Raw genomic sequence first — 24,413 nt, 5'->3', positions numbered from 1 at the left:
CGCTGAATATCTACATTATTGTTGCTCTTTATTAACACAGCCTATTTTAACGACATGTTTTATTATTAGGCCACAGGAAATTAAAAATGGATAAATTATTTACATCATTCAAACTCGGGCAATATACATTGAACAACCGTCTGGTGATGGCCCCAATGACCCGCAGCCGTGCTGAATATGACGGCACACCGGCTGACCTTGCGGTTGAATACTATTCACAGCGCGCCGGGGTGGGGCTGATCGTTGCAGAAGGGACGCAGCCCAGCGATGACGGGCAGGGTTACTTAATGACTCCCGGTATTTACACCGAAGCACACGTGGCCGGCTGGAAAAAAATCACCTCAGCCGTTCACAATAAGGGCGGCCATCTATTCATCCAGCTTATGCATACGGGCCGCATGAATCATCCTGACAATACGCCACACCATCGTCAGGGTGTGGCGCCTTCAGCCATTGCTCCCGGCGTACAGATGTTTACTGCAAGCGGAATGCAGGATATTCCGGTGCCTCGCGAACTGACAACGGAAGAAATCCACAACACAGTTGCTGATTTTCGCTATGCGGCACGGCGTGCTGTTGAGGCCGGTGCTGACGGCGTGGAGATCCACGGCGCTAATGCCTATCTGATACATCAGTTTTTAGCACCGAGCGCCAACCAGCGCTGCGATGAATATGGCGGCTCCATAGAGAACCGTGCCCGTTTTGCGCTGGAGGTTGCGGCAGCCATTGCAGGTGAGATTGGTGCGGACAAAACCGCGATCCGTCTTTCCCCGGGCAGTCAGATTTGGGGTATTAATGAAGGTGAAGAAGGTCCGGCGCTTTATCGTTACCTGGTTGCTGAACTGAATAAGCTAGGACTGAGTTACCTGCACATTATGCATATGGGCAATGAGGTACTGCTGGGTGAGCTGCGGGCATTATGGACGCAGCCGCTGATATTGAATCGCCCTGGGAAAAGCAGAGAAAACATCGGTGATGATCTCCAGTCCGGACTTGCCGAACTGGAATCTTACGGCCAGATGATTCTGGCTAACCCGGATTTCACCTGCCGTATTAAAACAGGGGCCGAAATGAACAGTGCCGATCCGGCGACCTATTATGGCGGCGGCGTCGAAGGTTACACTGATTATCCTGTAATGCAGTAATTTATTATGCCAATAAAGAGGATAAACGTTTAGGTATATCCTCTTTTATTTTCATCGCCCTACCATACCTAAACCCCAGTTTAGAATGTTTCCAATTAATCATGCCCTGCCCTTAACCAATACGTTACTTAATATGTTGACGGTTTGAGCTATTGCTGACGACCGTTTTTGGCAAGGAGAGAATAGACTAACTTAACCAAGGTCTGCATTGAATGAAGAACGGAAATTATTCACATCGTTTGCATAATTGCCTAAGAGAGTAACGCCCCTTTTTGGGTTTGGTTTAGACATGTCGGTTTAGCAATCTTGTTCTGGCTAATTAGGACAAAGTCCTGTCGGGGCTTTTATCGGGCCACAATCACCAAAGTCATACACTTTGTATCCCTTTTGAATCATGCAGCTCAGAATGTGATTACGCCTGGCATCAAAACGCTCCATTGTCTCTCCGGGCTCTATGCGATTCAAGCTCCAGTGACCTCCATCAAGGTTTGCCTTGGGGTTAACACCACAGCTATACAGATCGGCTTTACGCTGCGCAACATTGGTTAAGCCAGAAGCCTCCGGTTTCTGAAATACCTGGACCCAGGGAACATAATCGTAATTAGAGGAGTCCATATCGGCAACCACACACCCTGTTAACACCACTACACTCGCTAAAACCATCTTTTTGATCTTCAAAATGTTCCCTCAGATAAAGTGACCACCGGATATCAAGTAAACACGATGTTCAACCAGCAGGCAACTTCAGCTCCTGGCACTCAGCTAACGTTCAGGCCCATCAAGGTTCCTGCTTTGTTGGCGGAAGCAATTTTTTAGCTTCATGAATGAGCTTTTCAATCTCTTTCAGAGGGATGCATCCTTCGTAGCAAGAAAAAGAGAACTCATGAGTTACATCGGAATAGAAGACTTCAGCAATTTGCCGGAAGGGGGATGTTCCAGCCTCAGATAGTTCGAGGTACATCCCATCACGGATGACATCGCTTCCACGGGTTAGGTTGTATTGGATCTTAGCCATAAATTTAATTTTCCATTTTTCCTATTAATGCCTCTGTTCGAGCGCAATAAAACGTAAAACATACCCCAGAAAGTAACTTGCACAGGTCCGCAAAGAGCGAGGAGCGGACATTCAGCCCATTCATATCCAGCCCGCCAATGAGTCAGACAGATGGCTGTTAAAAGCCGCCTCTCAATAGGTGTGTGGAATTAAAGTTGATATCATTACAAGGGAGAAAACCATGTTAGTACAACCAGAGAGTTGTAAAATAGTGGGAATTGAATACTGACATCACCTGCCCAACAGATGTCAGTATTAAGTTATTTTAAGCATCCTGTGTGATATCCGAAATATCCTTACGTATTTCACCTTCTTAACCCTGACCTAGTTTCAGGCCTCCATCACAGATAATCGTCTGTCCTGTAACAAACGTATTCGTAATTAAGAAACGAATCACTTCAGCGATATCATCAGAGTTGCCCACCCTGCCTACTGGTGTTGATCCTGCATATTCATTAAACGCAGTTGATTTATCTTCTTCTGAAAGAAAATCCCACCAGGGGGTGTCAATCACCCCCGGAGACACACCGTTAACCCTCAGTGGCCGTAATTCGGAAGCCAGGGTAGGCACAAGTGCTGCGACAGCTGCATTTGCTGCACCAATCCCCGCTGTACCGGGCATGGCGGCATGTGCAGTTACCGCACTGACAAAAGTCAGACTTCCATTCTTACGAAGATAAGGGATTGCGGCCTGGGCTGTGGCAAAATGCGCGTAAAATTTCTCCTCAAACCCGGCCCTTACGTCAGCCAGTAAAACGGATGGAAAAGGCCCGGCTCCTTTGCTGCTTCCCAGTGCCAGGACGAGGTGGTCAAAACTGCCAATACAGCTGAAAGCTTCCTGCAGTTCTTCCTCGTTAGCCGCATCGAGTCTCAGCGTATGAATTTCTCCTGTCAGCGATTTTTCTGCTTCTTCCAGCCGAGCAGAACTGCGTCCTGCGATGGTGACCTTATGACCCTCGCTGAGAAGCTGACGGGCTGTGGCAAGGCCTATCCCGGATGAACCGCCGATAATTACGATGTTTTGCTGTGACATACTGATACTCCTTTTTTAGGATATTACAGTTTGTTAACCCTGTTGTTGCATCGGGTCCTGCAGGTTGGTAAGGACGAAACTTGTAGCCCTTAATGCCGTGCGTGCGGCCATGTCAAACGCTTGTCGATGCGGATGACCGGGTAAAAACCGGTCAAAATAAAGACCTGTTTGTCCTTCGGTACTGGGTGAAATGGCAAGCTGAAGAATGGCATCAGCACCTTCTTCAACGCTGCTTAGAGCCGGCATGCCGTCATTTTTAACCATAGAGGTGTTCATATAGGTAGCAGGATGCAGAGCATTAACCGCGATGTTGCTGCTACCGAGTTCCAGGGCAAGGTCACAAGTGAAAAGTATCAGGGCGAGTTTGCTTTGGCAGTACGCACGTTCCCCGCTGTAATGATGAGTCAGCATGATATTTTCAAAGTCTATTTCTTGCTGACCAGCGGAGGACACATTGACAATACGTGCTTTTTCAGCAGAGAAAAGTGCAGGCAGCAGAAGGCGGGTTAGCAGAAAACTTGCAAGATAATTCACTGCAAAACGTAGCTCGAATCCGTCAACACTTTCTGTTCGTCCCGGCCAGTTTCCCGAAACACCTATTCCTGCATTGTTTATGAGTACATCAAGTTTGGAATGCTCCTGACGGACTTCAGCCGCAAGCTGTCTGACCCCATCAAGCGAGGAAAAATCTGCGTGAAAGAAGGTGGCGTCACCGCCCTGATTACGAATAAACTGAACGACATCCTCACCGCGTTGATGGTTAAGTCCATGTATGAGTATTTTATTCCCGGAGACAGCCAGTCGTTCAGCCACCTTCCGGCCAACGCCGTCCGTTGAACCTGTAATCAAGATAATTTTAGATTCATCAGTCATGGTATTTGCTCCGATAGAGAGAAACTGATGAAGAGTTTAATCATCTCAAAGACGCTAACCAGTACTGGTATTATCCTGGTATCAGCACTACCCGGGGAAAGTAAATGTCGGATGCTAAAATTGACAAACACCGCTCACGGCTCAGGGAGTTCGGGAGTTTTCTGCAGTCCCGTCGGGCCAGGTTGTCGCCCGAGCAAGTCGGGCTGCCATCGGGGTTTCGGCGGCGCACCCCGGGGCTCCGCCGTGAGGAAGTTGCGCAACTTGCCGATATAGGGAGTACTTGGTATACATGGCTTGAGCAAGGACGCGATGTACGTCCCTCGGTTGAAGTGCTTGATGCCATCTCAAGGGCTCTTCAGCTTGACCCGGCAGAAAAACATCATCTTTTTACTCTTGCAGCAATATCCTCTTCCGAGGAAAAACCAAAAACAAAGGAACATGTCCCTGATTCTTTGACAAGAATGCTTAAGGCATTGGTCGGTCAACCTGCCTATGTGCTGGGTTGTCGGTGGGATATCCTGGCCTGGAATGATGATGCTGTCCGGGTATTTGGTGATTTTGGCAGCCTGGAGGGGGACCATCGGAATTTAATGCATATGATGTTTACCAGTCAGTCGCACCGCCAAATCCTCGCTGACTGGGACACGCTGGCTCCCCTTTCACTCGCCATGTTCAGATCTGACTGTGCTCATTATGTTGGGGATCCTGACTTTGAGAGACTTATCTCATTGCTGAAAGAAGAAAGCCCGGAGTTTCGGGCCTGGTGGCCGCGTCATGACGTTTTACAACTCCCTTCGACGATCAAACGTATTACGCATCCAGATGAGGGACATCTTGCTTTTGAATACTTAAGTCTTGCTGTCGAAGGGTGCCCCGGAATGCGTTTTATAGTCTGCACGCCATGCCAGCTATGAGCGAAAAGTGGATGTAATGAATCACCACAGGTATTAACAGCATTACCGTGTGTTAATCAGCGGGGAGCATGCCATATCTTTCCCTGTCAGTTCGGTCGCCATTTATTGGCGACCGATTTGCGCAAAGACTACTCTTAATTACTTCCTCAGAATCTGTCCAACGTCTATTCGATTTCCATCGGGATCAGCGAAAACAAATGCCCGAATGCCGTAATCTTTATCTTGTATGCCTTTGATAATTTTGGCACCGATATTCTGACATTGGGTATAAAGTGCATTTGCGTCATCTACAAGAAGGTGCGCGACGGGAAAGGAAGGCGCTTTGTGCTGTGGCTGCAGAGTCAAATGTAGCTCCGCGTCTTCACGCTTTAATATCATGAAGCCCACAGGGTCTCCATTTGCAAAAACATCATTGAAACTCAGTCCATTGATGTAGAACTCACTGGAAATTTTGATGTTTTTTACGGGTATTACGGCTGCTATACGACCAAATTTAACGGGATGCTGCATGATCAACCTCGTGATTGTTAATCAATAGCATAGCGATGGGCGGTGCCGTAGCTAAGCGACTGGACGGTGCCAGGTGATTGATAAAAGTATGATATTCTCGTCATAAATGGAAATGAAACTTTGAGTGCAGTGACAAATATTCACACGTTAATTTTCTATTGTGACAGGCACAGTAGGCTATGAGCGAAGAGCGGACGTTATCTGTAAATAAAAATGCATCTCGATTTAAGGAGCCACTTTAGCGGCTCCCAATCAATAACCCGTAATCAATCAGTATCTAAAGAGAGTGAAGAAGATAATTCACGTAAGGCATTAGCTTGATCATTAAGAGTTTTAGCTTTTGCTTCAAAAGTTTCTACTGCGTCAGCTCCGGCCGCAAAACGCGCCGGTGGGTGTTCAAGTTCAGCAAGCTGAATCAGTGCTTCGGCCAGTTTTTGGGGATCGCCTCCCTGCTTTCCGTCCATGCCCTGCCATGCTGTTTTTGTCGCCCGGGTATCGTCGGCATAATCATTGATTGAGAGTTCGGCATACTGAGTTGAATAATTGGATAACAACTCTGTACGGAAAAATCCGGGTTCAACAAGCATGCTGTTAATGCCAAATTTTTTCACCTCCAGTGCCAATGATTCCATCCATCCCTCCACACCAAATTTAGCGGCACAATAGGCACTGCAAAAAGCGATACCGCCGATCCCGGCCGTTGAAGACAACGTAATAATCAGACCTTGTTTCTGGCTTCTCATTTCCGGTAATACCGCGCGGGTGACGTTCATTGGGCCAAAGAGGAGCGTATCAATCTGGTTGCGTACCTGCGTTTGACTAAGTTCCTCAAAAAATCCGGCAAAAAAGTTCCCGGCATTATTAACCAGAACGTCAATTTTCCCGAATGTCTGTATCGCAACGGCAACCGCTATTTCAGCATCCTCGAAACAGGTGATATCGAGTTTTAAAATCAGCAGCGAGTCGTGTTGGCCTAGCGCACGGGTCACCTTGGCCGGGTCGCGGCCGGTGGCAATAACAATATGTCCGGCAGCCAGTGCTGCCCTGGCAAGATTAAGGCCCAAACCACGACCTGCGCCGGTGATCAGCCATACTTTTTTATCTGTCATAAGGATATCTCGTTAAAATCAGGGATCAGGAACAGGTAGTCAGAGACTTTATTCAAATTGAGTCATCATCATACTTCCGGCTTCATTAAGAGATAATATGCTTAATTTAGCATGAGCTTAGAAGGCAGCTTTCTTAATGGTGCCATGGAGGATGGATATCAGCCTTTGTGGTAGCGCAGTGCTTCAAGTACTAACGTAAATGCCAGAGAATGCTGCCGGCGACTGGGATAATAAAGATGATAAGCCGGTCTGCGCGGGCACCAGTCAGCAAGAACCTGAATCAACTGGCCTTCCTTAATCAGGCTATCTACTGTGTCTTCAGGCAGGTAAGCAAGACCCAGCCCATCAACAGCCGCCTGACGCATCATACTTATGGTGCTGAAGGTGCCTCTACCCTCGATACGAACGTTGATTTCACTGCCGTCCTTGTAAAACTCCCAGGAGTAAAAGCCACTATCTGTGGGGAGCTTTAGCCGGATACAACTGTGAGTACTGAGATCCCGAGGAGTAACCGGAAGTTTTTTACCGGAAAAGTAAGAGGGTGCGCCTACCACGGCAAACTGTGAATGTGACGCAAGTGGTAAGGAAATCATGTCCTGATCAATCTGCTCACCCAGCCTGACGCCAGCGTCGTAACGCTCAGCAACAATATCCTTGAGTCCGTATTCGCTCACGATCTCTATATTCAAATCAGGATATTCAAGAAGCAGCGGAGCCAGTCTGGGCCAGAGAAGCGTTTCTGCAGCATGCTCTACAGCGGTTATCCGTATAGTGCCAGCGGGTTTTTCGCGCAATTCGCCAAGTGCCGTAATTTCATTTTCTATTTCGTCAAAGTGAGGTCCGATGCGGTTGAGCATACGTTCCCCTGCTTCCGTGACAGAGACACTTCGGGTCGTTCGCGTGAGCAGACGCAGACCCAGTTGAGCTTCGAGAGTTCTAATTGTATAACTCAGCGCAGATTGGGAGATGCCCATTTGGGCGGCTGCCTTGGTGAAACTTTTCTCGCGCGCAACCGCAATAAAAGCCTGAATATCACTGATATTCTTCCGTCGCATTGATGAATCTCTCGTGTTAAACGAAGCTGACTATACCATTTTATGATTTAATTGTTAGTCAGGCCTAATGGTATGCAGCTGATCGTATTGAAAAAGGTAATGGCCGTGCTGAAAGAAAACTTTAATGAATTGCAGATGTTTCTTGTCGTAGCGCGCGAGAGAAGTTTTACCAAGGCGGCGAGTAAGCTTGATGTTTCGCAATCGGCCATCAGCCACGCGATAAAAGCGCTGGAAGAGCGTCTGAATATCCGTCTTCTGACGCGCACCACCCGCAGCGTGACGCCAACGGAAGCAGGTGAACGCATTATCGCCTGCCTCGAGCCACGGCTGGCAGATCTTGAGCAGGAGCTGGAAACGCTGCTGCATCTGAACGGCAAGACCTCGGGGAATATCCGCCTTTCGGCGGGAGAACACTCGGCGCGCAAACTGGTGTGGCCGAAGTTGAAACCGTTTCTGAAACAGTATCCTGAAATCAGTATCGAGCTGGTCGTCGATAACGGGTTTGTGAATATCGTCGAGGGGCGTTATGACGCGGGCATTCGTCTGGGCGAAAGCGTCGATAAGGATATGATTGCGGTAAAAATCGGCCCGGACATCCGTATGGCGGTGGTCGGCTCCCCGGCCTATTTCGCGGAGCATCCCATTCCGCAGACGCCGCATGATTTGCAGAATCATCAGTGCATTAATATGCGTTTACCGACCGCCGGTGGCGTGTATCACTGGGAGTTTGAGAAGGACAGAAAACCGCTGCGCGTGCGGGTTGAAGGGCAGCTGACGTTCAACTTGCTGTCCGAAAGAATCGATGCCGTGCAGTCCGGGTTTGGTATTGCCTGCGTGCCGGAAGATATGATTACCGATCTCGTAAAATCGGGCGAGCTGGTGCAGATTCTGGAAGAATGGTGCCCGTATTTCCCCGGTTATTATCTTTATTACCCGAGCCGGAAACAGCATCCGCCCGCTTTTGCACTGCTGATCGATGCGCTGCGTTATTCAGAATAGATAAATCCGCGACGCCTTTTGAGTGTCGCGGATTTTTTATAAACCGGTGATATCAGACATCCAGTTTTCGCGCCGTCAGCCATTCAACCATTGCCGGGTCACGGTGTGAGAAGAAAGCGCTGGTCGCCGTGTCCATCGCGCTGATTTTAATCATTTCGTCCTGACTCAGTTCAAAATCTAGCACATTGATGTTTTCTACAATACGCTCTTTGCGCACTGATTTTGCCAGCGAAACAATGCCGCGCTGGAATACCCAACGCAGAACAACCTGCCCCACGCTTTTGCCATATTTTGCGCCAATCGCCGCTAATACCGGATTCTGGAACAGGCCATTTTTGCCTTCCGCAAACGGTGCCCAGGCTTCCGGCTGGATCCCGCGGCTCAGCATCCACGGCACCGCGTGCAGCTGCTGGTTGAACGGGTTCACTTCAATCTGGTTGACCGCAGGAACGACGTTATTAAAGGCCATCAGGTCTGCCAGACGATCCGGCTGGAAGTTACTCACGCCAATCGCGCGGATTTTCCCCGCCTGATGCAACTCTTCCATTGCGCGCCATGCACCGTGAACGTCACCATACGGCTGATGAATCAGATATAAATCGACGTAATCCAGTTGCAGCCGGTTCAGCGACCGCTCGAATTGCGCTTTTGCGCCTTCATAACTTGCGCCCTGTAACCACAGTTTGGTGGTGACGAAAAGCTCGTCGCGCGCAATGCCGCTTTGTTTGAGCGCGTTGCCCACCTGCGTTTCATTCTGGTAAGACGCGGCGGTATCAATCAGGCGGTAGCCGGTTTCAATCGCATCGATAACGGCACGCTCACATTCTGCGGCGTCCGTCATCTGGAAGACACCAAAGCCCAGCAGGGGCATTTCAATACCGTTGTTCAGATTCACTGTTTGCATGACGTTATCCTTGAGTGTTGTGCCTGAGATAAGCATAACGCAGAGCGATTAATCGGATTAGAGGCCCTAATACGATAGGGTTCATTAGCCGAATTCATTAATTCCCGCCCGCGCCCGGCTCGAAGGCCACAATGGCTTTCACCTTGTTGTTTTTCATGGCGGTATACCAGCCGGGGACGCCGCCCTACCCAATACCCGTGTTTTTAAAAATGTCTTCACGGTTAACGCCTCCTTATCTGCGTTATCAGCTGCGTACAGTTTCCAGCCAGCTGGTGACGGTTTCTGTGGTTCTTCTTTCCTGACTGCCTTCAATGACCAGCGGTTTTTCGCGTTTTGCGCCCGCCCCCAGTCGCGCGAGGACGTCTTCACTGTCGCCCTTTCCGTAGCCGCCGTGGGTAATAAACGGGATGAGTAACTTACCGGCGAGATCGTGAGTGCTCAGGAAAGTCTGCACCACCGGCGGCACGCTGGTGCCCCAGACGGGAAAGCCCAGATACACCGTCTGATAACCCGCCATGTCGGGAACGGTATTTTTTAAGACGGGCAGCGTTCCCCGGTCGTGTTCGCTTTTAGCCTGCGCGACGGTCTGGAAATAATCTTCCGGATAGGGTTTAGCGGGTTCGATTTCAAACAGATCGGTTTTCAGGCTGCGGTGGATAACGCCCGCAATCACGCGCGTGTTGCCGCTTCTTGTGAAATACACCACCAGCGTGCGGTTGTTGCTCAGTACGTTGGTGTTATCGCTGGCCGCCGCGACCAGCGGGACATTGGCGAGCGTTAACCCCGCCAGCGCGGTGAGCAAGATTCTGCGCGCCGGATCATGTTCTTCTGACATCGCCTTCTCCTTTATTTTACAGTGGCCCGTTGCAGGGCATGTTCAGCGCGGGACGCCGCTTCGTTTTCGCCATTCTCACGCAGGGTTTGCGCCAGCAGTTGCAACTGCTCCGCCGTCAGCCCGACGCGCAAACTTGCCCGCGTATGGGATAACAGCTGCGCTTCAACGCCGGGCGTGGCGGCTAACGCCCCGACCGTTGCCAGTTCGCGGCTCTGCCAGTCCAGATTGTCGCGTGCAAAAATGTCGCCGAATAAATGCGTTTGCAGGAACTGATTAATCACCGGCGCAAAATCAAACAACGGGCCCTGCACCGGCGCACCGGAGATTTTGGTCTGACTGGCGGTTCCCGTACGGCGGAGTTCTTCCCCGACCGGGATCGGGCTTACCGGCTCCAAGCCTTCAGCGTCGCGAATGCCGCGCTGTTTGCGGGCTTCGACCACTTTCATGAGTTCGGTTAATGCGTTTAGGCTGCGCGGAAAACCGGTGTATGCGTAGAGCTGCACAAGGATTTCTTTGGTTTCGTTAACGGTCAGCCCGGCGTCCAGCCCCTGATTCAGCGCGACGCTGAGTTTTTCCATCTGGCTGCCTGCCATAAACGCGGCGATTAAAGGAATGGCCTGCTGACGTGCAGACAATGTTTCGGAAACGCTGGATTGCGGGTTCATTGTTGAGGCTCCTGTTGTGACGGGCGGCGCGGCAAATGACATCTGGCCGGAACCTGAGCGGTGACAGAAAAAGTGATTCTTGGCGCGCAGGCGTTTAATCGCGACTTCAACCACGTTCGCGTCGCTGTTGAAATTCCTATCCCACCCCTGTTAGGCAATCATCATTTTGGAGAGGATCTCACCCTGAAGGCGCGACGCACATCGGGACGTACTGGGTGCCGCGTTATGTCGATCAGGCAATGACCAAACTCGATACCTTCTTTGATAAAAATATCTAACCCGCCGTTTTAGTCCCTCGCGTAGTCAGTGCCATCACGGCGCTGGCTACGGTAAATACCGCGATAATCCAGCCCATCGTCCACGGCGTCCCGTCACTGAGCAGCGCCAGCAACAATGAAGAGATAATCCCGCTGCCGTACTGCAACGACCCCATCAGCGCAGAGGCAGAACCGGCAACGTTCGGCACGGCGTCCAGCGCGGCGGCTGTTGACGTCGCGGCAATAACGCCGTTCATCGCAAAGAAAACAAATACCGCCGCCGCAATCAGGCCGATCCCGCCGATCCCCGTGCCGGTGACCAGCGCCAACATCAGTGCGGCCAGCATCGCAATACACACGGCGAACCTGAGCAACGTCTCCAGCGGATAACGATGCACCAGACGCCGGTTGACCATGCTCACTGCCATCAGCCCGACGATGTTGACAGCAAAAAGCCAGCCGTAATGTTGCGGTTCGACGCCGAAGTAGGTGATGTAAACGAAAGGTGAGCCGGTGATAAACGCATACGCCGCGACGTAATAGAACGTCAGGCATAACGTAAAACGCATGTACTGCGTGTTGCTCAGCAATGTGTAGTAATTGCGGAAAGCGCTCCTCAGCGACGCTTTCACGCGCTTTTCTTGCGGTAAGGTTTCCGGCAACCAGAAGAGGGAAATCAGCATGAGTGTGCCGAACACCGCCAGCAGCCAGAAAATAGAATGCCAGGAGGTGACTTTGATCATCTGCCCGCCCAGCAGCGGCCCGGCAATCGGGGCGATCGCCATGATAATCATCAGCGTCGAAAGCATTTGCGCCGCGCGGGTGCGGCTGAACAGGTCACGGATCATCGCCCGCGCCAGCATCGGGCCGGTGCATGCGCCCAGCGCCTGAAAGACACGCCAGAAAACAATCTGTCCGATATCCGTGGATAACGCACAACCGGCAGAACCGATGACGAACAACACCATGCCGATAAACAGCGGCAGACGACGCCCAAAATGATCGCTTACCGGCCCCCAGATCAGCTGTGCAATACAAAAACCGATTAAAAATCCGGTGATGGTCAGTTCCGCGTCGCCCTGTAAATCCTTCGCCATCAGCGGCATGGCGGGTAAATAAATGTCGGTCGATAAAGACGTGAAAGCCATTAATGCGCTGAGAATAAGTACAAACGTGAGGCCGGTCGTTTTTCCGGTAGCGATCTGCGATCGTGCCTGAGAATCAGTCATGGTGTTCCATCGGGAAATAAGGAGAGGACTTTATACTAGCGGGTTCATGGCGCGAGATAATGGCAGGGGATCGGATAGAGATTATGAGCTGTATTCATGAATGCGGGCTGTTAACGCCCCGGCAGACGCAAAAATGCCCGCTCAGGGAAACCCGGCGGGCAGAGTATTTCTACGGCTTAACGGTTGATTTCAGGCCGTTCAGTCGCGCCAGCCCATGGCCGGTGCTACGTGTTTCAGGATTGATTCAATAACATGCACATTGTAATCCACGCCCAGCTGATTCGGCACGGTCAGCAATAACGTGTCCGCTTCGGCAATCGCTTCATCCTGTTTGAGCTGTTCAATCAGCCTGTCCGGCGTCGCCGCGTAGCTGCGCCCGAAAATGGCGCGGGTTTTCTCATCAAGATAACCAACTTTGTCACCGTCGTTGCCGCCTCCGCCAAAATACATGCGGTCGCGGTCATCCATCAGCGCAAAAATGCTGCGGCTGACAGAAACGCGCGGCGCGCGTGTATGCCCCGCTTCGGCCCATGCTGCGCGGTACGCCCGGATTTGCGCCGCCTGCTGAATGTGGAACGGCTCGCCGGTTTCATCATCTTTCAGCGTCGAGCTTTGCAGGTTCATGCCCAGCTTCGCCGCCCAGACTGCGGTTGCATTCGAACCCGCGCCCCACCAGATGCGGTCGCGCAGACCTTCGGAATAAGGTTCAGGTCGCAGTAAACCCGGCGGATTCGGGAACATCGGCTGCGGATTCGGTTTCGCGAAACCTTCACCACGCAGCACGTCCAGGAACTTTTCCGTCGTGCGACGCGCCATATCCGCCTCGGTTTCACCTTCTTCAGGCTGATAACCAAAGTAACGCCAGCCATCAATCACCTGCTCCGGTGAACCCCGGCTGATCCCAAGCTGCAAACGCCCGCCGGAAATCAGATCTGCCGCGCTGGCGTCTTCGGCCATATACAGCGGATTTTCATAACGCATATCGATCACACCGGTGCCGATTTCAATCTTGCTGGTCTTCGCGCCAATCGCGGCCAGCAGCGGGAACGGCGAACTCAGCTGACGCGCAAAGTGATGCACGCGAAAATACGCGCCATCCGCACCCAGTTCTTCAGCGGCGACCGCCAGATCGAGAGATTGCAGCAAAGCGTCAGCCGCCGAACGGGTGCCGGACTGTGGCGATGGCGTCCAGTGACCAAATGATAAAAATCCAATATTTTTCATCGAGTATTCATCCTCATATTCAGGGAGATAATCCGCAAAGAGGCCCTTTCCGCCAGGCCGCAATAATAGATTCACTCTACGCGATCCAGGATGAGAATAAATATCATTTGTTTAACATAAGGATTCAATAAATTTGAAGGAGAGCAGACTTTTTTGCTTGTTTTTTAATAACCTGAACAAATAGTCGCCATAAAAACGCAGATGTAAAAAATCCTTTGCCAACGACATCATCACCCGTTATTATGCGCCCCGTTCACACGATTCCTCTGTAGTTCAGTCGGTAGAACGGCGGACTGTTAATCCGTATGTCACTGGTTCGAGTCCAGTCAGAGGAGCCAAATTCTTGTTTTCATGCCGCTTTGCGAATCCTTATGTGATTTAGATTCAATAAGTTAGCGTGAAAAATCTTCCCGATGCATTTTTAGTTTTCCCTCTGCATCGGGAGAATTTGGTGGTCAGATTTGGGGTCATGCGGGTTCGATGACTTAGTGCCCCCCAAATGTCCCTAAAAGACTCAAAAATCCGCAATTAAAAACCATCCGAAAAAACTTCTAAGTTTCTGACTGTCATGGTCTATACACTTAAGAAAATACCCCTTCGATTCAATGCGCATAATAAACTCCTCGGGCAATCCCGGAAGCGAGAGCTTTTTTTTTAATTCACGCATGACCTGCCAGAAGCGCTGACTGGATGCGCTTACCTGGTGATTTTCCCAAACCTGAATCATGATTTCGTTATTCGATACGATTCGGTGACCCGACGTCTCCAGCATATAGATCAGCAAGCGCATCATTGTTGTTCTTAAAGTAATTGCCTGGATTTTTTCCGTGAATTATTCCAAAAACAATGTTCCTCTGGATATCAACAATGATGTTATTTCCTATGCTAAAACCAAAAAGCCTCTCCTTGTTCATCATTCCTCCCTCCTTACATTCAGAAACCATAAGCAATGAACATATTTCATATGAATAATGCCCCTGATTTCAGTGAGCGCATTCTATATCCGCAAAAAGACATTCGACAACGCAAGATAAAAAACACCTATGAAAAAAAATTAACTACATACCATCGTCCTGACCAGTATAGAAGCGGGTTAAGATTTTTATTAGAAAATTCAATACCAGTTTGAATATAAAAACATCCGGATAAGCCACAGGCATAAAACTTATTGTATTCACGTAACGTTAATAAATAACAGAATCTAATTAATAATGAAATGCATATGCAGTTACCTCTTCCCGTGTAGTTTTCAACCCCGAAAAGTAGGACTGATGCATTAAATCAGAGGGAGGTAGTAGTATTTCCACGAAAAGCAGAGTGATCACTCATTTATCTTCATTTTGTTTTTTCTTATTACGGAGGGTAAATACAGTGCGTGCATATCTTTTTTACATCTTTATGCTATTATTAAGAATGTCCCCGGAGAAATGTCAAACTTTTGCCTCACTCATTAGAGAAATGACAGATGACAGAGAAATCTTTTATTGAAAACATCACCAGAGCCAGGGGTTTTGATTTAAATCTTCTCTTATACTTTGAAGCAATCTATGCCTATAAAAGTGTTTCAAAGGCGGCGAAATTGCTTTGCATCAGTCCTTCCGCTGTCAGCCAGTCGCTGACAAAACTTCGCAGTTTCTTCTCTGATCCTCTTTTTCTGCGCGAAGGTTCAGGCCTTGTGGCAACGACGGTCGCAGAAAATTTACACAACCAGTTAAGTTCCGGATTCGGGCAGTTGCTCAGTAGTCTGGACTATTTCAAAGACACAGCAGCGAAAAATAAATTTGTCATTCATTCCACTCCCTATGCAGCTATGCGCATTTTGCCCAAGCTGACATCTGAGATCCTCAATGAAAAACTTAACTGTGAAATCAGCCATATAAGTACGGATGGGTTGTTAGATACGATAGAAGATGCCCTGACCTACAGAAAAGCAGATATCGTTTTTGATACCAGGCCTTATTATAACTTTTCGACCGTTGTGGAACCTTATCTTATTGAGCATACCGTTCCTATTTGCAGGAAGGATCATCCAAGATTAGGGTCAACGTTGACGTTTGATGAGATGGCGATTGAATCATCAACCTTATTAAATGCAGGTTCCGAAAATGTAAAACGCACCCAGACGGGTATCATGGACTTTTTGGGGCAGCGTAACTTCTTCTTTAGCAGCAGTTCTATCATTGTGAATGCGGCGATCGTTGAAAACTCTGACGTCGTCAGTTTCGTGCCGGTCTGGTTTGCTGAAAAATTTGCATCAAGCTTTAATATTAAAATTCTGGACTGTGATTTTTGCCCGGAACCCGTCACGATGTATATCACTTACAATAAGGCTTCCTTAAAAAGCCCACACTTTCTGGAACTTTTAGCCATACTCAATAAGCATAAAGAAATCTAAAATCCACCAAAGTGGAAAGAATAGCCTGAGTATGTCACAGGGCTATTCTCGTCCACTGCTCAGTCATCAAAATTCATATCTTGAGGGTTAATGCATTTTTTCAATTTTCTTGAGCAATACGTCTTTATCTTTAATGCGTGTGGGGTCTTTCAAATAGTTTATATACAGGTAGGTTTTTTTGGTATTGACTTTGAATCTGTAACTCAGTGACTTAATATTAAAAGAAGCATGTAATTTCAAATAGATGTTAACAGGAATGACGCAAATGATATCACTCACTTCTACCATTGATAGCAGTACGAGATAATAATGGCTTGAGAAAAATACGTTATCTGTATTGCTTTCCTGGATTAAATTATCAAATCTGGATAAGCATCCGACGGCTGCTTGTTTTTCCTGATAAAACTCTTTCAGGGAAATGGCGTCTGAAAATCGCGGATGTTCTTTCCGGCAGACAATGGCATAATCTTCTGTGAACAATCTTTTAAAGTAAATATCGTCGTGCTGAACAGGCGCATAATCAAAAATGACATCCGCCTTATTATTCAATAATAATTCGATTCTGGCCTCAGGCGTATCAGGGAGAGGCTTATGCTCCAGCGAGAAGGACAGGGTTTCCTGCATCACCTGATAGGTCAAAGGGATAACGGTCGCCGCAAGATGGGGGGCACATGAAAAAATAAAATGAGTACGGTGGGAGCTATCCGCACTAGCCTGCACCTTCAGCTGGGAATTGTGAAGTCCGAGCATTTCGGTATGCAGGCGGTTAGCAAACTCTGTTGGTAAAAGCCCCTTTTTATCATGAACAAACAGTTCGTCGTTATATAATACCCGCAGCTTTTTGATTGCCATATAAACGCTGGAATGTGAAATGTTTAAGGCATGAGCCGTCTGGGTCATGCTTTTCGTTTTCATCACCGTGTTAAAAATAAGGATCCTGGCAATATCTGCCTTGCTTAAGTTGAGATGCATCACATTGACCTTCCGTAATCAAATAATGTCTATTTGTAGTTTTTAAATGCTCGCTGCAGATCCCTGAACTGGTCAATCCTCGCCAGATATTTTTGCTGTTCAAGGCTTCCCTTCGGTAAGATTCCGCTGGCCTGAGTCAGAAGCTCAATGGCCTGTTCTAAATCTCCTTTAAGCGCCCTGCTCTCCGCCCAGGCGGCAAGCTCTTTACTTCTGTATCCTTCAAGAGCAGAGACCTTTCTTAACATCTCCCATCCGTTAGGTTCTGAAGGATGCGCAAAGGTATAAGCCGCTAAAAGGGGATCTGCTTTCGCATACATGCCGGATTCGATTTCGGCATTAGCCAGATTTAAGATCAGCACCGGATTATTTTTAGTTGCCGCATTCGCCTTTTCCAGGCGTTGTGCAGCCTGCCCGGCTTTTTTACGGGCAATATCATTATCAGTGGCAATATCCAGAAACCAGGCGTTGCCGGGTGAAGCACTCAACAGTTTTCGAATGGCCACATCGGCCTGGTCGTATTTTTTTGCCTGATAACTCTGGATAGCAGAACCGTAAAGTGCGGCTAACACCTCGTCTGCCTGCCCTGCATTTAGGGTGTTTATATACTCGTCAGCGACTGTCTGATCTTCGCTATACATCGTCAGCACTCTGACTTTTGCCAGCATAAAATCTAATGAAGATGCACGTACCACTGCGGGCATCTGATTCGCCCGGTTACGCATATCGGACAAACGACTTTCAGGGAGCGGATGCGTCAGCAACATTTCAGGAGGTTTACTTGCGAAAGAGGATTTATCGGCCAGTTTTTGCAGAAACAATGGCATTGCCTGGGGATTAAAACCGGCGCGCTGAAGTACCTGAATGCCTATCCGGTCCGCTTCCTGTTCGTTGGCCTGAGTAAAACTGATCATCCCCTGTTGTGAACCTGCAAGGGTGGAAGTCAGGGCTGCCATTCCGGCCTGCGGACTGGCAGTCGCCAGTAAAATTGCACCAAACGCACCGCCCCATGTCAGAGGAGAATTCTTTTGCTGATCCTCCATTGCCCGTGCCAGATGACGTTGCGTGACGTGTGATATTTCGTGTGCCATGACGGAGGCGAGTTGTGATTCATCCTCTGTCGCGGCAAATAATCCGGTATGCAAAACCACATTTCCGCCAAAAAAGGCGTAAGCGTTAAGCTCATTATTATTTACCAGATAAAAATGAAACGGCGTCCTGACAGATTTAGCCTGACTCACTAAATTTTGCCCCAGATGATTGAGATATTCCACCAGCAGGGGATCGTCAATAATCGGTGTCGCTGCCCGCATCTGCCGGACATAATAGTCTCCCATCTTAATTTCCTGAGCCACACTGAGCGTGCTGCCAGCGGACGTTCCCATTTCCGGAAGTGTTTCCAAAACAGGTTGCCCTGCAAAATGAGAAGCAGGATCATCCTGATAATGGAAACTGCTGACCGTAGAGGTTGACGCGAAGGCACCGCCGGTACATAAGGCACACAGTATTGTCGCGTACGCCCCTGGTTTAAATACTTTAGTTTTCATTTTTTCCTGAGATGACTATTTACGACCAAAGGAGTATAAGAAAAGCCCGTCTGACCGAATAAGCGGGATATAAATATTATTTTCTGAGTCAATAGTAAAGTAATAATAACGCATTAATTGCGGTGATACCTTTTAGTTTTACTAAATGACTTATTAAGCAATTGTGAATTAAGATATGCTTAAATAATCAATTCGGTTTGCTTGTTAATTAAGCCGATTCCTAATTTGTTTATCGTGATACTCTGTTTTTCGGGATATAAACCCAGTTTCAAATATCGTTCTAAATGAAAGCCAAGCTTACCGGACATGTTATTAATGACGCTTATTAACATCGGTATGCCAATGACAAAACCTGACTCCCCTCTTTTTGGGCAGGGCAATGCCGTCTTTCATAACAGGCTGTTTAAGACGATGACTTCTCCGCAGAAATGGAAATTATCATGAATATGCAAAAGAAAATTCTTTCATTATGTATTGCCCTGGCGCTTGGCAATAACGCCTTTGCCGCACCTGAAGTAGAAAGTAAATTAAAAGTCGATGAAAAAACATGCCCGGCTAAAGGCACTGTTTTAACGAAAGAGCAAAAGGCAAAACTGCCGCAAAAATGTCTTTCGGATGATGATGATAAGATGTTATGGGGCTGGATAGCCGGAGGTTCTGCGCTTGCGGGTATTATTGCCCTCGCCAGCGGCGGCGGTGGCGGTGGCGGTGGCGACGACCATCATTCGGATCCGATTCCCGACCCAATTCCTGATCCGGTTCCTGATCCAATTCCGGACCCAATTCCAGATCCTGACCCGATTCCCGATCCTGAACCTACAACGGGAACCGTAACCTATCGCAATAACGCAGTCCTGGATAAAACGGCGAAAACCATTACGTTCAACGACGTCACCTACAGCTATGCGCCGGACGGCGACCGTTATGTTCTGACCGCGCCGGACAATTCCGTGCTGTACACCGAAAGTGACAAGTGGCTGGTGGATGACCGAAACGATCTGATCCTCAGAGGTGATGATACTGAGGGCTTCTACTGGATCTACGATTCGGAAGCTAAATTTGTTCATGCGGACGACCATACCAATCTCATCGAAGGTGATGGCACAAACAACAAAATCGACAACGGTTCGAGCACATCCGGCGAATTTACCGCAGGAACGATTGTTGATGGTAACAATACCTCTACGGTTATCAACGGCGGTTCCGGCGCGACAGACGGCGGTAAAGGCACCTACATCAACGGGAACGGTTCTGTTGTCGATAACACCGGCGGCACCACGGCCAGCGGCGAAAAATCTACCGGTATCGATATCACCGGGAATAACGACAAAGTCATTAACGGCGGTGAAAGCACCATTACCAGCGGCGGCACCGGCATCAACATTGACGGTAATTATGGCCAGGTTGATAACAAAGGCGAAACCACTGTCTCCGGCGAAGGCTCCACCGGCACTAAAATCAAAGGCGACGATGCCGTTATCAACAACAGCGGTAAAACCGATGTGACCGAAAGCGCCACCGGCACAAAAATCAACGGCAACGGCGCAGACGTCGTTAACACCGGCGACACCACTGCCAGCGGTTCTGGTTCATCGGGTACTGTGATTACCGGCGATAACGCAGTCGTAGATAACTCCGGCAAAACCGACGTCACCGAAGACGGCACCGGTACCAATATTGACGGTAAAAATGCCAGGGTAGACAACAAAGGCGAAACTACTGTTTCCGGCGAAGGTTCCACCGGCACAATAATCAAAGGCGACGATGCCGTTGTCAACAACAGCGGTAAAACGGATGTAACCGCAGGTGGCACCGGCACCAAAATCGACGGTAACGGCGCGAACGTCGTTAACACCGGCGACACCACGGTCAGCGGTTCTGGTTCAACGGGTACTGTGATCACCGGTGATAACGCTAAGGTGAATGAGCAGGGTTCTGCCACTGTGACCGATAACGCCATCGGCATCAAAATCGAGGTTAGCGGTGCGGATGTCACTATCAAAGGCGGCAGCACGAACCCTGCAATTATTGATGTCTCCGGCGGCGGTAAGGGCGTGGTTGTTAACGGCGACGATGCCAAAATTACTATTGAAGACGCCACTGCTAACGTGGACGGCGCTGGCTCTGCCCTGGCAATTATCACGGGGGATAACGCCACAGCTAACATTGGTGGTGATATTTATGTTAAAGGCGCTGCGCACGGCATTGATATCGCGGGTGATAATTCCACGGTTAATACCACGGCGAGATTCTTCGTTCAGGATTTGAATTCCATCGGGATTAATATTACCGCGGTCAACGACGGCGCAGATGAGCACACCACCTTTAACAATACCGGTGATATTAATGTCACTAAAAACGCGACCGGGGTGATGGTTGCGGGTGAAAAAGCCAATGTGACTTTAGGCGGAAACATTAATGTTAACTCGGTTAAAGATGATGCCGGTGTTCTGCAACTGGGAACCGGCGTTAACGTTAACGGTAATAACGCCAGCGTTCAGATTAATGGCAACGTTAATTTAACCAATGAGACTGTCAGTTCAGCCGATATTACCAAAATAGCCAGCGGCTACATGGAAGGTGTCAAAGTCACAGGCGATAATAATGACATCACTATTAAAGGTGCCATCAACGCCAATGCAACCGGAGCAATCAAAAGCGATGGTCCTCAAAAGGGAGAAAATGACAAATCAGCGGTCTGGGTGGGCGTTGATGTTTCAGGCCAGAATGACCATGTAAAAATGGACGGTGGTATTAACCTGACATTGGATACCGGCAGCGCCCCTTTATATTCTGAAGGCGTGCATTTGATTGGCATAGATGTTTCGGGTAACAGCACGGTAGATTTGGCCGGAAAGTCTGTCATTAACAACACCAGTGCCATAACGGGTAACACTATGTTAGCCAGAATAAAGGGTGGCGGTACATTAAACATCGAAGCAGACGCTGAATTTGACTACACACAAGCCTTAAATCCCGGCACACCAACGATTGGGACCTCAGTATACGGGGTGTTAAATGCAGCAGGTAATGGCAGTGAAATACTCAATGAGGGAACACTTTCATTTGGCGGAAATCTCAGCGGGTTTGCAATAAATATCACTGACGGGGCTTCATTTGAAAACGATGGTGTTATCAAGGCTAATCTTGATGACCATAATATATCTGCGGTTGTTTCAGCGCAAAATGTCGGAACTAAAGCAATAAATAACGGCTCAATCGTAGCTCAGGGGACGGCGGGACAATCGCCTGAAGGCGGCGACACAAGGTTTCCTGCCGCAACAACAACTAATTCCATCTACGCAATGTTAGCTATCAGCTCTGCGGAGGTGCTAAATAGCGCTACCGGGACGATTGATTTACAAGGTCAGGTAATCTATGGCCTGGCAGCCAATCAGGGGGGGATTGCCACAAATGCAGGCAGTATTAATTTTAATCCTTCTTACGTTTATATTCAGGATTCAAATTCTTACATGCGCGGAGCCGCAATGATTGCAGGCTCTTCACAAAAAGGACGTGGATTAGGCAACAATGCTCAGGCAATTAACACCGGTAATATTACGGTGAATAATTCCGGTATAGGTATGGCCGCGCTAGAAGGGGGCACTGTTATCAACCAGGGCACTATCACACTGACAGCAGATGCGGGCACCGTCAAAGATCGGTATGAAACACAGCTTGTAGCTATGGAGGCAGTGTACGGGGGTAAAGCTATTAATGACACCACCGGTGTTATTAATATCAACACCGATATTGGCCGTGCCTTCTATAACGACACTGCATCTGGCCAAAAGTATGGGAGCCAGGTTGTTAACAAAGGCACTGTGAACTATATGGGCAGCGCCATTGATAGCAGTGATATCCATATGGGCAGCACGCCACAGTCACAGGTGACAGGTTCACCAGCGCTGCTTAAAGGCTACATGGTGGGCACCAACGCCGACGGTTCTTCGGGTAAATTCTACGGCAGTAATGTAGATGTCTCCGAAGTGACCGTCGATACCGGGTTCACCGAAGGAACAGATGCCAAAACCGCCACCATCAACGATGCCTTTGTGGGTTCTGATATCGCCGGTGCAGAAAACATTCAGGCTGATTCTGTCGTCTGGAATGCCGAAGGGAAAAAGGATGCCAGCGGCAACGTTGACGTCACCATGACTAAAAAGGCCTATACCGATGTGGTTACGGATACCAGCGTGAACAGCGTGGCGGGCGCACTGGAAGCGGGTTATACCAACAATGCCCTTTACCAGAGTCTGAACCTGAAAACGGCGAAAGACGTGACCAACGCCATGAAGCAGCTCTCCGGCAGTAAGGCGACCACCGCGTTTAACGAAGCGAAAGTGCTGAGTAACCGTTTCACCATGCTGGCAGACAACGCGATTGAAACCTCAAGCGGTCTGGGCTTTAACGTGGTGGCGAAAGGCGACAAGCGTGCCGAACTGGGTAATAACACCCAGTACGACATGATGGCCCTGAGCCAGAAACTGAGCCTGACAGACAACCAGACCCTGAAATTGCAGTACGGTATTGCGCGTCTGGACGGTAACGGCGACGTGAAATCCGCAGGGGACAACGGTCTGACCGGCGGCTACAGCCAGTTCTTCGGTCTTGAGCACGAAATGGATCTGGGTAACAACCTGAGCTGGGACAACGCCCTGCGTTATGACAACCATCAGCTGAACAGCAGCCGCTCAATCCAGTACGGCAGCGTGAATGAAGTGGCGAACGCCAACAATTCACAGCAATACATGGAAATGAAGAGCCAGTTCAGCAAGGGTTATGACCTGAGCGAGACGCTGAAATTCAAACCGTCCATCGGTGCGAAAGTGCGTCATACCCGCGATGGCGGCGTGAGTGAAACCGGGGCAAGCGACTACAACCTGAAAATGGATGCAGGCAGCGAAACCGCCGTTGACGCCATCGCCGGAATGGAACTGACCTACGCCGGTAAGAACGGCTGGGCGGCAACCGCCAGCGTGGAAGGCGGCCCTAACCTCTCCTACAGCAAAAGTGCGCGTTCTGCGTCCCTCCAGGGTGCAGCGGGTCAGCATTTTAACGTGGATGACGGTCAGAAAGGCGGCGGCGTAAACAGCTTGTCTCAGGTCGGCGTCAGCTACAGCCAGGGTAACACCTCTCTGGGGATGGATGCGTATAACTGGAAAGAAGACGGTGCGTCTGATAAAGGCCTGAACCTGAATCTGAAAGTTAAGTTCTAAGCGTAAGTTCGTTAAATTAACAAACCCTGCTGATTGCACCAGCAGGGTTTTTTTATGCGTAAATGTCACAGTCCCTTCTTTTTAGTCCTCAGTAAAACGCCCTCCTCCGGTAATCATTCTGCAACTCAGTCAGACAAAATACCTGAGTCAATGAATTGCTGTCGCATTACCGCTACCGCTGTTCCCGGATTAAATCCGCAGCTGAGTGAAATATACTCTTCCCTGCTGCGTGCTGATTCTCTGTTATCGGCTGACAGCACCCGCAGATCATGCGCATCAGACGTGGATGCGAAAGCCGGTATGCCTCACGTTAAGCTTAACCGGGGTGTCTCAAAGGGTGTGGTGGGTATAGCACTGAAATGGCGGAGAGCCTGCCGTACAGTGTAACGAGGGGAACAGTTGCAGAGATGTCTCTTTCCAGAGATGCAGGGGCACCTGCGTAGTTTGCCCGCGTTATACCGGCAGGGGCTAATTTCC

The 24,413-nt window shown here is 49.2% G+C and carries 21 protein-coding genes, 1 tRNA gene and 1 pseudogene; 6 read left to right on the top strand and 17 right to left on the bottom strand.

The window, feature by feature from the left end:
* Positions 1-86: 86 nt before the first annotated feature.
* Entirely contained in the window at positions 87-1,145 is a 1,059-nt protein-coding gene (locus J1782_RS05955; protein WP_165057247.1) for an alkene reductase, read from the top strand.
* A 315-nt stretch (positions 1,146-1,460) separates the two neighbouring features.
* Here J1782_RS05955 and J1782_RS05950 read toward each other — a convergent pair whose 3' ends face one another.
* The 4 genes from J1782_RS05950 to J1782_RS05935 all read right to left on the bottom strand — a co-directional run bounded on the left by J1782_RS05950 (position 1,461) and on the right by J1782_RS05935 (position 4,105).
* Positions 1,461-1,823, bottom strand: a complete 363-nt coding sequence (locus J1782_RS05950) for a hypothetical protein (protein ID WP_254302940.1) — start codon at positions 1,821-1,823, stop codon at positions 1,461-1,463.
* A 100-nt stretch (positions 1,824-1,923) separates the two neighbouring features.
* Positions 1,924-2,160, bottom strand: a complete 237-nt coding sequence (locus tag J1782_RS05945) for a hypothetical protein (protein WP_165057245.1) — start codon at positions 2,158-2,160, stop codon at positions 1,924-1,926.
* A gap of 352 nt (positions 2,161-2,512) precedes the next feature.
* Positions 2,513-3,232: an SDR family oxidoreductase gene (locus J1782_RS05940; RefSeq protein ID WP_165057243.1), complete on the bottom strand. Its 720-nt coding sequence runs from the start codon at positions 3,230-3,232 to the stop codon at positions 2,513-2,515.
* A 33-nt stretch (positions 3,233-3,265) separates the two neighbouring features.
* Positions 3,266-4,105 (bottom strand): SDR family NAD(P)-dependent oxidoreductase, encoded by an 840-nt coding sequence (locus tag J1782_RS05935; protein ID WP_217152644.1) that lies wholly within the window; start codon positions 4,103-4,105, stop codon positions 3,266-3,268.
* A 104-nt stretch (positions 4,106-4,209) separates the two neighbouring features.
* On the opposite strand from J1782_RS05935, the gene J1782_RS05930 reads away from it, so the two are divergent.
* Positions 4,210-5,019, top strand: a complete 810-nt coding sequence (locus J1782_RS05930; protein ID WP_217152643.1) for a helix-turn-helix transcriptional regulator — start codon at positions 4,210-4,212, stop codon at positions 5,017-5,019.
* A 138-nt stretch (positions 5,020-5,157) separates the two neighbouring features.
* Here the strand turns inward: J1782_RS05930 and J1782_RS05925 are convergent, their stop codons facing one another.
* The 3 genes from J1782_RS05925 to J1782_RS05915 form a co-directional block, all read right to left on the bottom strand.
* Positions 5,158-5,529 (bottom strand): VOC family protein, encoded by a 372-nt coding sequence (locus tag J1782_RS05925; RefSeq protein WP_152326011.1) that lies wholly within the window; start codon positions 5,527-5,529, stop codon positions 5,158-5,160.
* A gap of 266 nt (positions 5,530-5,795) precedes the next feature.
* The gene (locus J1782_RS05920; RefSeq protein WP_217152642.1) at positions 5,796-6,638 is read right to left on the bottom strand and encodes an SDR family oxidoreductase; all 843 of its coding nucleotides are present in this window, start codon (positions 6,636-6,638) and stop codon (positions 5,796-5,798) included.
* A 158-nt stretch (positions 6,639-6,796) separates the two neighbouring features.
* The gene (locus J1782_RS05915; RefSeq protein WP_165057233.1) at positions 6,797-7,693 is read right to left on the bottom strand and encodes a LysR family transcriptional regulator; all 897 of its coding nucleotides are present in this window, start codon (positions 7,691-7,693) and stop codon (positions 6,797-6,799) included.
* A gap of 105 nt (positions 7,694-7,798) precedes the next feature.
* On the opposite strand from J1782_RS05915, the gene J1782_RS05910 reads away from it, so the two are divergent.
* Complete coding sequence (locus J1782_RS05910) at positions 7,799-8,692, top strand: LysR family transcriptional regulator (RefSeq protein WP_195812949.1); 894 nt, start codon at positions 7,799-7,801, stop codon at positions 8,690-8,692.
* A gap of 52 nt (positions 8,693-8,744) precedes the next feature.
* Here the strand turns inward: J1782_RS05910 and J1782_RS05905 are convergent, their stop codons facing one another.
* The 6 genes and pseudogenes from J1782_RS05905 to J1782_RS05885 all read right to left on the bottom strand — a co-directional run bounded on the left by J1782_RS05905 (position 8,745) and on the right by J1782_RS05885 (position 13,806).
* A complete protein-coding gene (locus J1782_RS05905) occupies positions 8,745-9,596 on the bottom strand; it encodes an aldo/keto reductase (protein ID WP_152326007.1) in 852 nt (283 codons plus the stop codon).
* Positions 9,597-9,840: 244 nt separating this feature from the next.
* Positions 9,841-10,431 carry a flavodoxin gene (locus J1782_RS05900; protein WP_217152641.1) on the bottom strand — a complete coding sequence of 197 codons (591 nt, stop codon included), beginning with the start codon at positions 10,429-10,431 and terminating at the stop codon, positions 9,841-9,843.
* An 11-nt stretch (positions 10,432-10,442) separates the two neighbouring features.
* Positions 10,443-11,138 carry a carboxymuconolactone decarboxylase family protein gene (locus J1782_RS05895; protein ID WP_217152640.1) on the bottom strand — a complete coding sequence of 232 codons (696 nt, stop codon included), beginning with the start codon at positions 11,136-11,138 and terminating at the stop codon, positions 10,443-10,445.
* Between the two features lie 36 nt (positions 11,139-11,174).
* Positions 11,175-11,291 (bottom strand): annotated as a pseudogene (locus tag J1782_RS26535) (winged helix-turn-helix domain-containing protein); the annotation flags it as partial.
* 79 nt (positions 11,292-11,370) lie between these two features.
* Entirely contained in the window at positions 11,371-12,582 is a 1,212-nt protein-coding gene (locus J1782_RS05890) for a multidrug effflux MFS transporter (RefSeq protein WP_217152639.1), read from the bottom strand.
* A gap of 198 nt (positions 12,583-12,780) precedes the next feature.
* Positions 12,781-13,806 carry an LLM class flavin-dependent oxidoreductase gene (locus J1782_RS05885; RefSeq protein WP_165057225.1) on the bottom strand — a complete coding sequence of 342 codons (1,026 nt, stop codon included), beginning with the start codon at positions 13,804-13,806 and terminating at the stop codon, positions 12,781-12,783.
* Between the two features lie 262 nt (positions 13,807-14,068).
* Between J1782_RS05885 and J1782_RS05880 the strand changes: the two genes are divergently transcribed.
* A tRNA-Asn gene (locus tag J1782_RS05880) sits at positions 14,069-14,144 on the top strand.
* Between the two features lie 176 nt (positions 14,145-14,320).
* On the opposite strand, the gene J1782_RS26530 is transcribed toward J1782_RS05880, so the two are convergent.
* Complete coding sequence (locus J1782_RS26530; RefSeq protein WP_371819744.1) at positions 14,321-14,578, bottom strand: hypothetical protein; 258 nt, start codon at positions 14,576-14,578, stop codon at positions 14,321-14,323.
* Positions 14,541-14,723: a hypothetical protein gene (locus J1782_RS05870; protein WP_165056864.1), complete on the bottom strand. Its 183-nt coding sequence runs from the start codon at positions 14,721-14,723 to the stop codon at positions 14,541-14,543. The genes J1782_RS26530 and J1782_RS05870 overlap by 38 nt, the downstream gene beginning before the upstream one ends.
* 548 nt (positions 14,724-15,271) lie before the next feature.
* Between J1782_RS05870 and J1782_RS05865 the strand changes: the two genes are divergently transcribed.
* The gene (locus J1782_RS05865) at positions 15,272-16,201 is read left to right on the top strand and encodes a LysR family transcriptional regulator (protein ID WP_152326002.1); all 930 of its coding nucleotides are present in this window, start codon (positions 15,272-15,274) and stop codon (positions 16,199-16,201) included.
* 87 nt (positions 16,202-16,288) lie between these two features.
* Here the strand turns inward: J1782_RS05865 and J1782_RS05860 are convergent, their stop codons facing one another.
* Positions 16,289-17,173, bottom strand: coding sequence for a LysR family transcriptional regulator (locus tag J1782_RS05860; protein WP_235937333.1), 885 nt, complete (start codon positions 17,171-17,173; stop codon positions 16,289-16,291).
* A 29-nt stretch (positions 17,174-17,202) separates the two neighbouring features.
* On the bottom strand, positions 17,203-18,717 hold the full coding sequence (locus J1782_RS05855; protein ID WP_217152637.1) for a M48 family metalloprotease: 1,515 nt from the start codon (positions 18,715-18,717) through the stop codon (positions 17,203-17,205).
* A gap of 440 nt (positions 18,718-19,157) precedes the next feature.
* Between J1782_RS05855 and J1782_RS05850 the strand changes: the two genes are divergently transcribed.
* Entirely contained in the window at positions 19,158-23,936 is a 4,779-nt protein-coding gene (locus J1782_RS05850) for an autotransporter outer membrane beta-barrel domain-containing protein (RefSeq protein ID WP_217152636.1), read from the top strand.
* Positions 23,937-24,413: the final 477 nt, after the last annotated feature.

The sequence above is a fragment of the Rahnella sp. BCC 1045 genome, assembly GCF_019049615.1.
Classification (GTDB): Bacteria; Pseudomonadota; Gammaproteobacteria; order Enterobacterales; family Enterobacteriaceae; genus Rahnella; species Rahnella contaminans.
This window is presented reverse-complemented; position numbering and strand designations above follow the sequence as displayed.